This is a genomic window from Pseudarthrobacter sp. NPDC092419 (genome assembly GCF_044755045.1).
GTDB lineage: Bacteria > Actinomycetota > Actinomycetes > Actinomycetales > Micrococcaceae > Arthrobacter.
Genome location: NZ_JBIVQF010000011.1, coordinates 104,401 through 119,346, shown reverse-complemented (window position 1 = coordinate 119,346; position 14,946 = coordinate 104,401). Strand labels below are relative to the sequence as shown.

At 67.5% G+C, this 14,946-nt stretch carries 11 protein-coding genes and 1 pseudogene; 7 read left to right on the top strand and 5 right to left on the bottom strand.

Annotated elements, in window-relative coordinates:
• Window positions 1–184 precede the first annotated feature (184 nt).
• From ACIQC0_RS15685 to ACIQC0_RS15665, 5 genes are all read left to right on the top strand, one after another.
• Window positions 185–1,855: an ABC transporter substrate-binding protein gene (locus ACIQC0_RS15685; protein ID WP_377216877.1), complete on the top strand. Its 1,671-nt coding sequence runs from the start codon at window positions 185–187 to the stop codon at window positions 1,853–1,855.
• A 79-nt stretch (window positions 1,856–1,934) separates the two neighbouring features.
• Window positions 1,935–3,437 carry a malate:quinone oxidoreductase gene (locus ACIQC0_RS15680; RefSeq protein ID WP_377216878.1) on the top strand — a complete coding sequence of 501 codons (1,503 nt, stop codon included), beginning with the start codon at window positions 1,935–1,937 and terminating at the stop codon, window positions 3,435–3,437.
• A 21-nt stretch (window positions 3,438–3,458) separates the two neighbouring features.
• Window positions 3,459–6,698, top strand: coding sequence for an efflux RND transporter permease subunit (locus ACIQC0_RS15675; RefSeq protein WP_400536321.1), 3,240 nt, complete (start codon window positions 3,459–3,461; stop codon window positions 6,696–6,698).
• A 124-nt stretch (window positions 6,699–6,822) separates the two neighbouring features.
• Window positions 6,823–7,932 carry an LLM class flavin-dependent oxidoreductase gene (locus ACIQC0_RS15670; protein ID WP_377216880.1) on the top strand — a complete coding sequence of 370 codons (1,110 nt, stop codon included), beginning with the start codon at window positions 6,823–6,825 and terminating at the stop codon, window positions 7,930–7,932.
• Window positions 7,933–8,403, top strand: coding sequence for a MarR family winged helix-turn-helix transcriptional regulator (locus ACIQC0_RS15665; protein WP_377216881.1), 471 nt, complete (start codon window positions 7,933–7,935; stop codon window positions 8,401–8,403).
• A gap of 8 nt (window positions 8,404–8,411) precedes the next feature.
• On the opposite strand, the gene ACIQC0_RS15660 is transcribed toward ACIQC0_RS15665, so the two are convergent.
• The gene (locus tag ACIQC0_RS15660) at window positions 8,412–9,218 is read right to left on the bottom strand and encodes a transglutaminase family protein (RefSeq protein ID WP_377216882.1); all 807 of its coding nucleotides are present in this window, start codon (window positions 9,216–9,218) and stop codon (window positions 8,412–8,414) included.
• 73 nt (window positions 9,219–9,291) lie between these two features.
• Complete coding sequence (locus ACIQC0_RS15655; protein ID WP_400536316.1) at window positions 9,292–10,116, bottom strand: hypothetical protein; 825 nt, start codon at window positions 10,114–10,116, stop codon at window positions 9,292–9,294.
• A gap of 118 nt (window positions 10,117–10,234) precedes the next feature.
• On the opposite strand from ACIQC0_RS15655, the gene ACIQC0_RS15650 reads away from it, so the two are divergent.
• Window positions 10,235–10,906: a DUF1684 domain-containing protein gene (locus tag ACIQC0_RS15650; protein ID WP_400536313.1), complete on the top strand. Its 672-nt coding sequence runs from the start codon at window positions 10,235–10,237 to the stop codon at window positions 10,904–10,906.
• A 13-nt stretch (window positions 10,907–10,919) separates the two neighbouring features.
• A pseudogene (locus tag ACIQC0_RS15645) lies at window positions 10,920–11,099 on the top strand (hypothetical protein); the annotation flags it as partial.
• On the opposite strand, the gene ACIQC0_RS15640 reads toward ACIQC0_RS15645, so the two are convergent.
• From ACIQC0_RS15640 to nadB, 3 genes are read right to left on the bottom strand one after another with little or no spacing between them, the layout of a single operon-like run.
• The gene (locus tag ACIQC0_RS15640) at window positions 11,077–12,234 is read right to left on the bottom strand and encodes a cysteine desulfurase family protein (protein ID WP_400536310.1); all 1,158 of its coding nucleotides are present in this window, start codon (window positions 12,232–12,234) and stop codon (window positions 11,077–11,079) included. The pseudogene ACIQC0_RS15645 and the gene ACIQC0_RS15640 sit on opposite strands and share 23 nt — an antisense overlap.
• 3 nt (window positions 12,235–12,237) lie before the next feature.
• Window positions 12,238–13,137, bottom strand: a complete 900-nt coding sequence (gene nadC, locus ACIQC0_RS15635; protein WP_400536308.1) for a carboxylating nicotinate-nucleotide diphosphorylase — start codon at window positions 13,135–13,137, stop codon at window positions 12,238–12,240.
• Window positions 13,130–14,935, bottom strand: coding sequence for an L-aspartate oxidase (gene nadB / locus ACIQC0_RS15630; protein WP_400536305.1), 1,806 nt, complete (start codon window positions 14,933–14,935; stop codon window positions 13,130–13,132). Before nadB ends, nadC begins: the two co-directional genes overlap by 8 nt.
• Between the last annotated feature and the right edge of the window lie 11 nt (window positions 14,936–14,946).

The following is a 14,946-nucleotide window of genomic DNA, read 5'->3' as shown; positions in this document are numbered from 1 at the left end:
ACTGCCCCCCGGGGTCTTGGGTGGGGTTGCGCCACGGGCCCACCTCCACCCGGGGCGTGGGCCCAACCCGCGCCGGGGGGGGGCCCCCCCCCCCCCCGGCCCCCCCCCCGCCGCCAAGCTGCGTCAATTAGACTGGGGTCCGGCCCGCAGGCGGCGGAGCCGGAACATCCCGAGGTGGTAACGAGTGCCCAGCAGTACATCGCGGCGGACTGTCCTCCTGACCGGAGCCGCCTTCCTGGCATTGGGGGCAACGTCGTGCACAGGCGCGCCCGGTCCGTCGCCATCTCAGGGCTCCCCTGGTTCCAGGGCAGGGACAAGCCCCACCGCGACCTTCAACTTCGGCACCGCCGCGCAGCCGCTCGGCCTGGATCCCGCCCTCTCCAACGACGTGGAGTCCCAGCGCATAACCCGCCAGATCATGGAGGGCCTGGTGGGTGTTGACCAGACCACGGGCCAGCCCACGCCGCTCCTCGCCACCGAATGGAGCGAGTCCAACGAGGGCCGCTCCTACACCTTTAGGCTCCGGACGGACGTCACATTCCAGGACGGCACTCCTTTTAATGCCGAGGCGGTGTGCACCAATTTCAACCGGTGGTTCGCCCTGCCCCGTGCCCTCCGCGACCAGGCTCCCGGTATCTCCTTTAAAGGGGTGTTCAAGGCACATGCGGACGACGCCGGACTTTCGATCTTCAAGGGCTGCACAGCGGTATCGGCGCACACGGTCCGGATCGACCTGAACCAGCGCTTCACCGCCTTCCTCCAGGCACTGACACTGCCCGCGTTCGCGATCGCGTCTCCGGCGGCGCTCGCAAAGGACACCGCCGACGTGCTGGACCAGGACCGGGCCGGCCAGCGGCTCTCCCGGTTCGCCACCCGCCCTGTGGGCACCGGACCGTTCCGTCTCACCGCGTGGGACGAATCGAGCGTCACACTCGCCACCAACGATTCGTACTGGGGTGACCGCGGCCAGATCGCCACCATCAACTTCAAGGCCTACACCCACCCCCAGGCTCGCCTGCACGCCCTCCTGGAAGGCACGATCGATGGCTACGACGCCGTGACCGTGGGAAACTTCGACCAACTGGTCAAGCGGGGCAAGCAGATCGTCCAGCGGGACCCGTTCTCCGTCATGTATGTCGGGATCAACCAGGAAATTCCGGTGCTGCGCAAGCTCAAGGTGCGGCAGGCGATTGAAATGGCAATCGACAAGGACACGCTGATCCGGCGCTTCTTCATCGACAACACCGGCAAGGCGACCCAATTCGTGCCGCCCAAGATCAGCGGATTCAACAACGACGCGCCCGAGCTGGGACATGACCTGACCAAGGCGAAAAAGTACCTCCAGGAGGCCGGCTATGCAGGCGAGCCGCTGAAGTTCTACTATCCGCTCAACGTCACCCGGCCCTACCTGCCCACGCCGGAAAAGGTCTACGCCGAAATCAGCCGGCAGCTCACGGCCGCCGGCTTCAATATCCGCCCGGTCCCGGTGGAGTGGTCAGAAGGCTACCTCCACGACGTGCAGTCGGCCGGGGACCACGCGCTGCATCTCCTCGGCTGGAATGGCTCCTATTCGGACGCGGATAACTTCGTGGGCCCACTGTTCGGTGAGAAGAACGGTGAATTCGGCTACCAGGATCCGCAGGTCTTCGCCAAGATCAACCGCGCCCGGGGGCTCCCCCAGGGCGACGAGCGGGATGAGCTGTATCACACCATCAATGAACAGATCGCGGCCACCGTCCCGGCCGTTCCCATCGCATTCCCCATCTCGGCGCTGGCCCTCTCGGACCGGGTCCTCAGCTACCCGGCTTCTCCCGTGCTGCATGAAGTTTTCACGAAGGTCCAGCTAAAGCCTTGACGGACCGGCTCAATTTCAGTATGTCCGCCGGGCGGGGATATTCTGTGACAGCCAGAGCCGCAGCAATCGGAGACTGATCGTGACCTTCATTTCCAAAACCCCTCATGCCGACGTCGTCCTGATTGGCGGAGGCATCATGAGCGCCACGCTGGGGGCTTTCCTTAAGCAGCTGGAGCCGAACTGGACCATCTCGCTCTTCGAACGGCTGGACGAGCCGGGGCTGGAAAGCTCCGGCCCCTGGAACAACGCCGGAACCGGCCACGCTGCGCTCTGCGAGCTCAACTACTCCCCCGCAGCCAAGGACGGCTCGGTGAACCCCGCCAAGGCCCTGCACATCAACGAGCAGTTCCAGCTGTCCCGCCAGTTCTGGTCCCACCTCGTGGACCAGAACCTGATCGGTTCCCCCAAGGGCTTCATCAACACAGTTCCACACATGAGCTTCGTCATCGGCGAGGACCACAGCCGGTTCCTTAGGACCCGCTACGAGGCGCTGAAGTCCCACACGCTGTTCCGGAGCATGGAGTACTCCGAGGACCACGGCCAGATCGCCAAGTGGGCGCCGCTGATCGTCAAGGGCCGTGACCCCAAGCAGCAGATTGCAGCCACCCGCGCCGCCGAGGGCACCGACGTCGACTTCGGCGCGCTGACCCGCGAACTCACCACCTACCTGGCCAACAATGGGGTGGAGGTCAACTACGGCCACGATGTCACCGGAATCTCCCGGGCGGCCGACGGCGGTTGGGACCTTTCGCTGAAATACCCCCGTTCCGGTGAGCACGGCAAGATCCACGCCAAGTTCGTTTTCGTAGGCGCCGGCGGCGGCGCCCTGCACCTGCTCCAGGCCTCCGGCATCCCCGAGAGCAAGGGCTATGGAGGGTTCCCGGTCTCCGGACAGTTCTTCCGGTGCACTGACGAAACCATCGCGGCCCAGCACAGCGCCAAGGTCTACGGCCAGGCCTCCGTCGGAGCACCGCCCATGTCCGTTCCCCATCTGGACACCCGCTATGTCAACGGCAAGCGGTCCCTCCTCTTCGGACCCTACGCCGGCTTCTCCACCAACTTCCTCAAGAACGGCTCCTACCTGGACCTGCCCCTGTCCATCCGGCCCGGGAACATCATCCCCATGCTGGCTGTGGCGAAGGACAACATGGACCTCACGGCCTACCTCATCAAAGAGGTGGCCAAGCGTCACGGCGACAAGGTTGAAGCCCTGCGGGAGTACTACCCCGAGGCGCGCGACGGCGACTGGGAACTGATCACGGCCGGCCAGCGTGTACAGATCATTAAGAAGGACCCGCAAAAGGGCGGTGTCCTGCAGTTCGGCACCGAGGTGATCGCCGGCCGCGACGGCTCCATCGGTGCACTGTTGGGCGCATCCCCGGGTGCGTCTACTGCAGTGCCCATCATGATCGAGCTGCTGCAGAAGACGTTCCCCCGGAACTTCAAGGGCTGGCAGTCCAAGCTGAAGGACATGATGCCCGGCTACGGGGTGAAGCTGGATGAAAATCCGGACCTCGCCATGGAGCTTGAAAAGGCAACGGCCAAGTCCCTCCAGCTGGAAAGTATTTCCGCCAGCTTCTGACCACCACCGGGAGAACATGCGATGTTCAGGCTGGCACACCTTTCACTGGCGAACCGGGCCCTGATCGCACTGATCACCGTCTTTGCCTCCGTCTTCGGCGTGATCACCATGTCCTCGCTGAAGCAGGAACTCATTCCCTCGATTGAGTTTCCGCAGATTACGGTGCTCACCGCCATGCCCGGCGCCTCGCCGGAAGTGGTGGACAAGCAGGTCAGCGCTCCCCTGGAAACCGCGCTGAACGGCGTGGAGGGGCTGGAATCCACTTCCTCCACGTCGCGCAACGGCGTCTCCCAGATCACCCTGGCCTTCACCTACGGCGCGGACCTGGACCGGGCCCGGAACCAGATTGACCGGGCCATCTCCAACGCCAAGCGCACCCTGCCCGAAGACGTCCAGCCGCAGGCCATTGCCGGCAACATCAGCGATTTCCCCATCGTCTTCCTGGCCGTGTCCTCGGACAAGCCGCTTAGCGAGCTCAACGCAGACCTGCAGCGGCTGAGCGTGCCGCGCCTGCAGAAGATTGACGGCGTCCGCGGCGCCGACGTCACTGGCGGGGCCACCCAGCACATCGAGATCCTGCCGCGGACCAGGGATATGGCCGCCGCCGGCACCGGCATCAGCGCCATCCGCGATGCCCTTTCCAACAACGGTGCGCTCATCCCCGCCGGAACCCTTGAGGAAAAAGGCAAGACGCTCTCGCTGCAGATCGGTAGCCCGGTGGACTCCATCGATGCGATCCGCGCCCTCCCCCTCTCCGGGGCAAAGAAGGCAGCCACTGTCGGCTCGGTGGCCGACGTCTCAATCCAGGACGATGAGCGGACGTCCATCACCCGGACCAACGGGGAAGAAACGCTCGCGGTATCCGTTACCAAGAAGCCGGAGGGCGACACGGTGGGGATTTCCCACGCCGTCCGCGATTCGCTGGCTGAACTTGAGGCCGAACTCGGCTCCAATGCCAAGTTCACTCCTGTCTTCGACCAGGCGCCGTTCATCGAGAAGTCCATCAAGGACCTGACCACGGAGGGCCTGCTGGGCCTGGGCTTCGCCGTGGCGGTCATCCTGGTGTTCCTGATGTCCACCCGCTCCACGCTGGTCACGGCGGTCTCCATCCCGCTGTCTCTGCTGGTCACGTTCATAGGCCTCTCCGCGACCGGCTACTCGCTCAACATCCTCACCCTCGGCGCCTTGACCATCGCGATCGGCCGCGTGGTGGACGATTCGATCGTGGTCATCGAGAACATCAAGCGCCACCTCACCTATGGCGAGGACAAGGTCACCGCCATCCTCACGGCCATCCGCGAGGTGGCCGGCGCCATCACCGCATCGACGCTGACCACCGTGGCCGTCTTCCTGCCAATCGCCTTCGTAGGCGAGCTCGCCGGCGAACTGTTCCGCCCTTTCGCCCTGACCGTCACCATGGCGCTGCTGGCCTCGCTGCTGGTTTCACTGACCATCGTCCCCGTACTGGCGTACTGGTTCCTCAGGAACCCGGGAGCCGCCGTCGGACTCTCGTCCGGGACCCCCGCGGCCCGGGCGCATGCCGCCGAAGCCCGCGCCAAGGCGCTGGCCTCCGAACAGCGGAGCAGGCTCCAGCGCGGCTACCTGCCCATCCTCCGGACCACCCAGAAGCATCCCGTGACCACGCTGGTGGCGGCCGTCCTGGTGCTGGGCGCAACCGCGGCCATGACACCGCTGCTGGCCACGAACCTGCTGGGCGGTTCAGGGCAGAACAGTATGACAGTCCGGCAGGTCCTTCCCCCGGGCACCAGCCTCGCGGACACCAGCGCCGCCGCCACCCGGCTGGAGGAGGCGCTGCAGACCATCGACGGCGTCAAGGACATCCAGGTGACCTCCGGGAACGCGCAGGCGGGGTTTGCCGCGCTCGTCTCCACGGGGTCCTCCAACTCCACTTTCACCGTGGTGACGGACGAAAAGGCGGACCAGGACGAGCTGCGGGAGACAGTCCGCGCCGAACTGGCCAAGGTGCCCGGATCCGGCAAGGTGTCCGTGGGGACCCAGCAGGGCGGTTTCGGCACCTCCTCCACCGTCGACATCACGCTGAAGGCGGCAACGACGGCGGACCTCCGGACCGCGAGCGACGCCATGGTCGCAGCGATGGAAGGCACGCCGGGCACCAGCGAGGTGGCCACCAACCTCTCAGAGGGCCAGCCCGTAGTCCAGGTCCGGGTGGACCGGGCCAAGACGGTGGCTGCCGGCCTCAACGAAGAACAGGTGGCCGGTGTGCTCGCCTCCACCATCAGCCCGGTGCCGGCCGGTGAAGTGCGCATCGGCACTACCGACTTTCCTGTCCGGATCGGCAAGGGAACGCGCTTCACCAGTATCGAAGCGGTCCGGGATATCGCCTTGCCCGGAGCCCGCGGTCCGGTCCGTCTTGGCAGTATCGCCAGCGTGGAGCAGGTGGACGTCCCGGTGAGCATCACCGCGAGTAACGGCCAGCGGACCGCGAAGGTATCGATCACGCCGTCCGGCTCCAATTTGGGTGCCGTAAGTGCGGAAGTGGAAAAGCGCCTTGCCGGCGTTGGCCTTCCTCCAGGCGTCACCGCGGAGCTGGGCGGTGCCACCACGCAGCAGGCCGAATCGTTCCGGCAACTGGGGCTGGCCCTCCTCGCGGCGATCGCCATCGTCTACGTGATCATGGTGGCCACGTTCAAATCCCTGGTCCAGCCGCTGATCCTGCTGGTATCGGTTCCGTTCGCGGCCACCGGAGCGGTGGCGCTGCTGCTGGTCACCGGCGTCCCCCTGGGCCTCCCCTCGCTGATCGGCATGCTGATGCTGGTGGGCATCGTGGTGACCAACGCCATCGTGCTCATCGACCTCATCAACCAGTACCGCCGGCCCGGGGAGGGCAGACCGGCCATGAACGTCCAGGACGCCATCACCCACGGCGCGCGCCAGCGGCTCCGGCCGATCCTGATGACTGCGCTGGCCACCGTCTTTGCCCTGACGCCGATGGCCATGGGACTTACCGGGGGAGGCGGCTTTATCTCCCAGCCGCTCGCCGTCGTCGTGGTTGGCGGCCTGGTCTCCTCCACTGCGTTGACGCTCGTCCTGGTACCCGTGCTATACCGGCTGGTGGAGGGCCGGCGCGAGAAGAAGGCCCTGCTGCGCGAACTGAAGGAACGTCCGGAATTCGTGTCCGCGTCCGACGTCGAGGACGAATTCCGGGATTGGACCACGGGAATGGTGCCCAAGGTCAGCGGGCGGCGGGCGGCCAACGGAGGTCCGGAGCAGGCAGGCTGAGCTCATGGCTGCCGGCGGGAATATTCGGCCGATAAAGACGTTACACGAGGCAATAGATGCAAATGCATCTAAATTGGTTTACTATTAAACCAATTCAAGCGGTCCCGCAACGGAAAGGCACACCATGCAGATCGGTGTTTTCAGCGTCAGCGACATCACCACCGACCCCACCACCGGCCGGACTCCCACCGAGCACGAACGCATCAAGGCATCGGTGGCCATCGCCAAGAAGGTCGAAGAAATCGGCATGGATGTGTATGCCCTCGGCGAGCACCACAACCGGCCGTTCTTCTCCTCCTCCCCCACCACCACGCTGGCCTACATCGCCGCCCAGACGGAGCGGATCATCCTTTCCACGGCGACCACGCTGATCACCACGAACGATCCGGTCAAGATCGCCGAGGACTTCGCCATGCTCCAGCACCTGGCAGACGGCCGCGTGGACCTGGTCCTGGGCCGCGGCAACACTGCACCGGTGTACCCCTGGTTCGGTAAGAACATCCAGGACGGCGTGGAACTGGCCATCGAGAACTACAGCCTGCTGCGCAAGCTGTGGGACGAGGACACCGTGAACTGGTCCGGCAAGTTCCGGACGCCGCTGCAGAACTTCACGTCCACGCCCCGCCCGCTGGACGGTGTGCCGCCCTTCGTGTGGCACGGCTCCATCCGCACGCCGCAGATCGCCGAAGTGGCGGCCTACTTTGGTGACGGCTTCTTCGCCAACAACATCTTCTGGCCCAAGGAGCACTACCAGCAGCTGATCGGCCTGTACCGCGAACGCTACGAGCACTACGGCCACGGGAAGGCAGACCAGGCCATCGTGGGGCTTGGCGGACAGTTCTTCATGCGGAAGAACTCGCAGGACGCCGTGAAGGAGTTCCGGCCCTACTTCGACAATGCGCCCGTGTACGGCCATGGCCCGTCGCTGGAGGACTTCACCGCCCAGACCCCGCTCACGGTGGGCAGCCCTCAGGAAGTCATCGAGAAGACCCTGACCTTCCGCGAATACTTCGGCGACTACCAGCGGCAGCTGTTCCTGATCGACCATGCCGGCCTGCCGCTGAAGACGGTGCTGGAGCAGCTGGACCTGTTCGGCGAGGAAGTCCTCCCGGTCCTCCGCAAGGAGTACGCGGACAAGAAGCCTGCACACGTCCCGGATCCGCCCATCCACGCCAACCGCCTCGCAGCCTCGGTGGCGGCGCAGGAGGCTTCCGAAACCCGGGCGGGGGCATAGGTGGCCGGCGAAACCTCAGCGTCCCCCGTGCGGCTGGCTGCCGAAACGTGGGAGTCCCTGTTCCGAACCCAGGTTGCGGTGATGCGGCGGCTACAGTCCGGCCCCGCCTTCCGCAGGCTGGCGGTCAACGAGTACGACGTGCTGTTCACCCTGTCCCGGTGCCCGTCCGGATGGCTCCGGCTCAATGAGCTGAACGACAATGTCCTGCTCAGCCAGTCGAGCCTGAGCAGGCTGGTGGAACGTCTTGAGAAGCGCGGGCTGGTGGCCCGGATGCCCGCCCCGGACGATGGCCGGGGCGTATTGCTTAAGCTCACCGAAGCCGGCCAGGAACTCCAGAAAGAAATCGGGCGCGAGCACGTCCGGGACATCGCCGAGTTGATGACCCCGGCACTGACGGCCGCGGAGCAGAAGGAGCTCCAGCGGCTGACGGACAAGCTGCGGGCGTCACTGCCGCAGCGCCCGGCGCGGTAGGGCTGGATTCAGCCGAGCCGGACCATCGCTTCCGGATCCTCGGCCGGCAGGGTTCCGCTGACCTCTGCGGAGACCCGCAGCTGGCTGAGGGCCAGGCTGCCGCCCACCGTGGACAGGAACGCCGTGTCCGACGAATCCCGTCCGGCGGTGATGCGCAGCATTGATTCGCGCGGCGCGAGGCCCGTGGGGTCGATGACATGCCAGGCTCCGTCCACCCAGGCCTCGGCCACCGCGTGAAAGTCCATGGGTTTCAGACCGGGTGCGTAAACGGCCGCGAGCCGCGCGGGTACGTCCTTGGACCGCAGCAGGGCGATGGTCAGGTGGGCAAAGTCCCGGCACACGCCCCGGCGGGCGAGCAGCGTCTCCACGGCGCCGTCCGTGCCGCGCGAGGACCCGCTGATGTAGCGCAGTTCCCGGTGCACCCAGGCGCGGACTTCCCTGACCAGAGCGGCGCCCTGTGCCTGGCCGAACGTGGCGTAGGCAGTGGGCAGGAGTCGGTCTGATTCGGCGTACCGGCTGGGTCGGACGTACCGGATGCGGTCCGCCAGGTCGGCCTCCTGCGGCAGCCCGCGGCCGGACACGGTGGCCGCGTAGTCCACGGTGACCTCGGCCGGCTCAGTGAACTCCATGTAGTGGAACCGGCCGCCGTGATGGTCCGCCACGGCGGTCAGGGGTACTTGTACGCCGCCGGCCTCGACGGACAGCGATTCGTCGAAGCGGGAGTACCCGCTGTTTTCCGCGACAGCGATGGCCATGGCCACCTTGGTGTTGGCGGTGGTCTTGAAGACCAGGCGTGCGGAAACGGTGCGTTCCATGACTCTCCGGGGTGTGGACGGCGGGAAGCCAGCCCCCGCACGTTCCGGCCCAAGGTGGCGGCCGGCAGCTGGACTAGTCTTCGATCTCCAGAGACATTAGCATCCGCTGCACGTTGGCAAAGTCTTCGCTTTCCGCCGCGTACTCCCCCGCCTCCGCCAGGGTGTTGAACGCCTTGGCCGGGGCCACCTTTTCATCCGCGGCGAACGCCCGCAGCACGGGGACGTCACCGAACGAGTAGTCGCCCTTGGCAGCCGGTCCGCGGACTGTATTCCGGAGTTCGCAGGCCCGGCCGTCGGTCCCGGCCACCACGTTGGTGATGCCGTACGAGCCGAAGTACCGGTACCCCTTGATGACGCGGAACACCACCCGGGGCGGGATGGTTCCGGCCACCGACCCCGCGGCCAGGTTTCCCGCCGGGACGCTGCTGAGCACCGTGTATTCCCGCTTGGCGGCTTCGGAGCATGTGGCGGACGACGGCGGGAGTCCCGTCCGGAGCGCGGCCATGAAAGTCCCGTCGGGCTTCTTCACCTCGAGTGCGAGCGCGCCTGCCAGGGTGCCTTTCGCAGTCGACACGGACTGAACGATCCATCCCTCCGGCAGTTCGAAGGAGACCGACTTGTCCGGAGCCGAGTAGGTTTTCCAGGCGGACGCGGTGGCTGCGGGCTGCGGCCCGGCCGACGGGTCCGCAGTGCCTGGTGAAGTTGCCGAGGGGCTGGAGGTGGCGGTGGCGCCGGGGTCCTCGCCTGCCGCTTCGGATGCCGGTGGCGCCTCGGGCGCGGCCGTCCACCCGGACCCGCCGCCTCCCGGGCCGGTGCAGCCCGAAAGGAACAGCGCCGCTGCCGCAAAGAGCGCAGGAGCGGTGGCCGGATAGGGTGTGCGTGCAGCCTGGCCTCTCATACAGCCAGCCTAGCTTCCCGGCAGGCGGGCGCCACGGCGGCTCCCCGATGCGGCAAGGCACCTTGGCGCATGCCGGCGTCGTACTCCGGCTGTGGTTCCGGGGCACTAGGGTGGACGTATGGCGGAAGAGCAGCACGGCGGAATGCAGGAAGAACTGGCGGAAATGTCCGCCCTCGATGTTGCCGACTGGCGGCTGCGGACGTTTGCCCTGTACGACGCGGTACGCAGGATAGCCGCGGACAACCCGGCCGAGGCGCACTCCTACTGGCGCCACCAGCGCGACCTCATGTTCGCCACCCATCCCGCTTCGCCGCTGACTGCCAAGGGCAAGGCCAGCTTCTCCGGGCTGCGGACTGCGGACTATGATCCGATCTACCGTTTCCACGTCCCGCTGACCAAAGAGGGTGCCGGACGTGAGATGAGCGTGGAGACCGGTACCGACGGCGTGGTGAACTTCGTCCGGCTGGGCACCTTCGACCTCCCCGAAATGGGCCAGCTCGCCGTCTGGAAGCTCCGCGGTTACGGCGGAGGAATCTTCCTGCCGTTCCGGGATGCCACTGCCGGCCAGCCCGGCGGAACCTATGGCGCCGGACGCTACCTGCTGGACACCATCAAGGGGGCGTTCCATGGAACCGGCGGCAAGGACGGCGCTTTCGTGCTGGACTTCAACTTCGCCTACAACCCGTCGTGCGCCTACAACGAGGCATGGGCGTGCCCCCTGCCGGGGCCTGCGAACCGGCTCGCGGTGGAGATCCCGGCCGGCGAGCTGTACCAGGACGGGCCGTACTAGGCGCCGGCACCGGGGCAGCCTGGGCATCCTGCATTGGCTTCATCCCGGCGCCACGGTGGGGCAGGAACTGCTGGCGACCACGCTTGCCTGTTTCGTGGCCACGGCCGTGCGCTTCACTCTGCTGCGGCACTGGATTTTCCGACGTGCCCGGTACTGCCAGGATCCCGCCGCTAGCGGGTTCCCAGGGACCTGACTCCGGCCACGGCTGCAGCCGCCGCGCGGGCGGCCGCGTCCAGGTCCTCCCTGGTGACGGAGGCGTCGAAGCTGAACCGGACGGCGGTCTGCGCCACCGCGGCCGGAACACCCATGGCGGTCAGCACGGGAGAGGGTTCGTCGGATCCCGCAGCGCAGGCTGAGCCGCTGGAGCACACCACGCCCTGCCGTTCAAGTTCCAGCAGCACGGACTCCCCGCTCGTGCCTGGGAAACAGAAGGAGGCCACCGACGGCAGGCGGTGGACCGGGTGCCCCGTGAGCTCAGCACCCGGCACGCTGGAGAGTATGGCGCGGATGAAAGCGTCGCGGAGGGCCGTAACCCTCCCTGCTTCTTCTGGCTGCCGCGTCTGTACCAGCGACAGTGCCGTGGCCAGCCCCACCGCCCCGGCAACATTGGACGTCCCGGACCTGCGGCCGCGTTCCTGGCCGCCGCCGTGGACCAGCGGTTCCAGCGGGGTCCGGCTCCGCACATACAGCGCCCCGCAGCCTTTGGGTGCCCCGAGCTTGTGCCCCGAAATGCTGAGCGCGTCGACACCGAGCCCGCGGACATCCAGCGGCAGCCAGCCGGCCGCCTGGACGGCGTCGGTATGGAGCGGGATGCCGCGGTCCCGGGCCAGCGCAGCCAACTCAGCGACCGGCTGGACGGTGCCGACCTCGTTGTTGGCGTACATGATGCTGGCCACCGCGGTGCCGGGCCGCAGCGCGGCGGCGAAAGCTTCAGGGCTGACCAGCCCGTCCCTGTCCACGGCCACCACGTCCACGGTGAAGCCGTGGTACTTCGCCAGGTACCGTGCGGATTCCTCCACGGCGGGGTGTTCGACGGCGCTGACCAGCACACGGTCCAAGCAAGGGTCCGCTGCCTGCCGGGCCAGGGCAATGCCTTTGACGGCCAGGTTGTCCGCTTCCGTGCCGCCGGAGGTGAAGACCACTTCCCCGGGCCGGCAGCCCAAGGCGGCGGCGACGGACGCACGGGCGTCCGCGAGCGCGGCGGCCGCCGACTCCCCCAGGCTGTGGTGGCTGGACGGGTTGCCGAACTCTCCGCTCAAGTAGGGCCACATGGCGTCGAGCACTTCGCGCCGCACGGGCGTCGTGGCGGCGGCGTCGAGGAAGATCACGGCCTACTCCACGCTGAGTTCGACGTCCAGGCCGAGGTCCAGGGCGGCCACGGTGTGTGTGAGGGCTCCGATGGAGATCACGTCCACCCCCGACGCGGCGATGGCGGCCACGGTGGCCTGGTTGACGTTGCCGCTGGCCTCCACGCGTGCCCGTCCCGCCACCAGGGCAACCCCGGCTTTCAGTTCCTCCACCGTGAAGTTGTCCAGCATGATGGTGTCCACGCCTGCGGCAAGGACCGGTTCGATCTGGTCCATCCGGTCCACCTCCACTTCGAAGTGCGTGGTGTGCCCCAGCTGGGCCTTCGCGGCAGCGAGCAGTTCAGTGAGCCTGGCGGGGTCGCCGCCGGTCATGACGGCCAAGTGGTTGTCCTTGGCCAGGACCGCGTCGGACAGGCTGTACCGGTGGTTGGCGCCGCCGCCGCACCGGACGGCGAAGCGTTCCAGAATGCGCAGGCCGGGGGTGGTTTTGCGTGTATCCGTGATCCGGGCTTTGGTCCCTTCGGCCAAGCGGACGAACTCCTCGGTGCGGGTGGCGATGGCGGACATGCGCTGCACCAGGTTCAGTGCGACCCGTTCCGCGAGGAGGACCGGGCGCGCGGGGCCGCTGACCCGGGCGAGGTGCGTGCCGGCGTCGAACGTTTCCCCGTCCGCGACGAGCAGTTCGACGCTGATAGCCGGGTCCACCAGCAGCATGGCGTCGCGGAAGACGGTGGCGCCGCTGAAGACGCCGGGCACCCGGGCGTTGAGCACAGCGGTGGCCCGGGCCGAGGCAGGGATCAGCAGCTGGGATGTAATGTCCCCGGCGGGGGCGTCTTCGGCGAACGCCCGTTCCAGGATCTCCCGCACCGCGGCGGCCGGCAGGGCCAGATCAAGCCCGCGGACACGGACGCTGGTTTCAGTCATGGAAAAGGCTCACTTTCGGGCGGAAAACGGGGGTTTCTTCTGGATCGTCGCTGCGGTAATGGGCGCCGAGGGAATCGGGGCGGCGCAGCGCGTCGGCAACCAGCAGCTGCGCCGCCAGCAGCAGGTTCCGGTCCTCGTGCGCAGCAGCATCACCGGAAGCCACCGGTTCAGCATCCACCGCGTCAGGACGGACGACGGCGGCCCACCCCTCGAGCACCAAAGCCGCCTCCCGCAACAGCGTCCCAGTGCGCAATACCCCGGCATGCGAAGTCATCAACCGCCGAAGGGCTTCCCGTGAGAACGGGGTGGGTCGCGCGGTGGCGGACTGGATAGGTTCGGGAACAGGATGGACGTCGCGCCTGACGGACCAGGGCTGTGTCACCTCGGATCCCGATGGCAGCTCCGGAGGTCCCGGCAGCGCCGTTGTCGCGTGAGCGTCCGCACCGGCCGCCGAGCTTGCGAGGCGTTCGCCGGTGCGAGGCGGGAGCGCAGGCGCCGAGGGACCTGCGGAGCTGCCCGCCAGGAAGTCTTCAACAGCGCGACGGCCGAAGACGAGCCCTTCGAGGAGCGAGTTGCTGGCCAGCCGGTTGGCGCCATGGACGCCGGTGCGGGCCACCTCGCCGGCGGCGTAGAGGCCGGGTACGGAGGTCCGGGCGGAGAGATCGGTGGCGACTCCCCCCATCCAGTAGTGGGCGGCCGGCGCGACGGGCACGGGTTCCCTGGTCCAGTCGATGCCGGCGTCCAGGGTTTTTTGGGTCAGCGTGGGGAACCGCCAGGCAAGGTACCCGGCACCCCGTTCCTGTTCGATGACCCGCGCGTCCAGGTACACATGCCCGTTGGGGTCGCCGACCTTGGCCAGGTGCAGGGCGATGCTGCGGGAGACGACGTCGCGCGGCGCCAGTTCGGCGTCCGGATGGTAGGCGCGCATGAAGCGGCGTCCGCCGGCGTCCAGGAGGATCGCGCCATCGCCGCGGACGGCTTCGGAGATGAGCAGCGGTCCGTCCTGGGCAGCGCCCGGTGTCGCAGCCGTGGTCCGGACCAGGCAGGTGGGGTGGAACTGGAAGAACTCCAGGTCGGCCACCTCGGCGCCCGCACGGACGGCGAGCGCCAGCCCGTCGGCCGTAGCTACGGCGGGGTTGGTGGTCTGGGCAAACAGTTGCCCTGCCCCGCCGGTGGCGAGCAGCACGGCGCTGCCTGCAAGGGTGCAGGTGCGGCCTTCGCGCAGGTATTGGACGCCGGTGACCCGTCCGCCGTCCCGGATAAGTGCTGTGACGTGGGCGCCGGCGATGATGCTGATACTCCCCCGGGCCTGCCGGTCCAGGACGGCGCGGACCAGGGCGTGCGAAACCCGGGCGCCCGTTGCGTCCCCTCCCGCGTGGAGGATCCGCGGGGCACTGTGGGCGGCTTCGAGGCCCAGGGCGGGACCGCCGTCGGGCTCTACGTCAAAAAGCACGCCAAAGCGGCGCAGCCCCGCGATGTCCCGGCGCGCTTCCGTACACATGGCCCGCACGGCCGCCTCGTTGCAATGGCCGGCACCGGCAGCCAGGGTGTCGGCGATGTGCGCGGCCGCTGTGTCACCCGGGGCAGGGTCGTCAAGCACCGCAGAGATGCCGCCCTGGGCGTACCACGTGTTGCTTTCGCCGAGGCCGCCCTTGGTCACAAGGACTGCCGGGACGCCGGCTTCCCCGGCGAGCAGCGCGGCGTACAGTCCGGCAATGCCGCTGCCGACGACGATCAGCCGGCGCTGCGTGCTGCCTCCATGGTGCCCGGCCGGGTCAGTGGTAGGAAAGGTGGACATGACTGGACGCC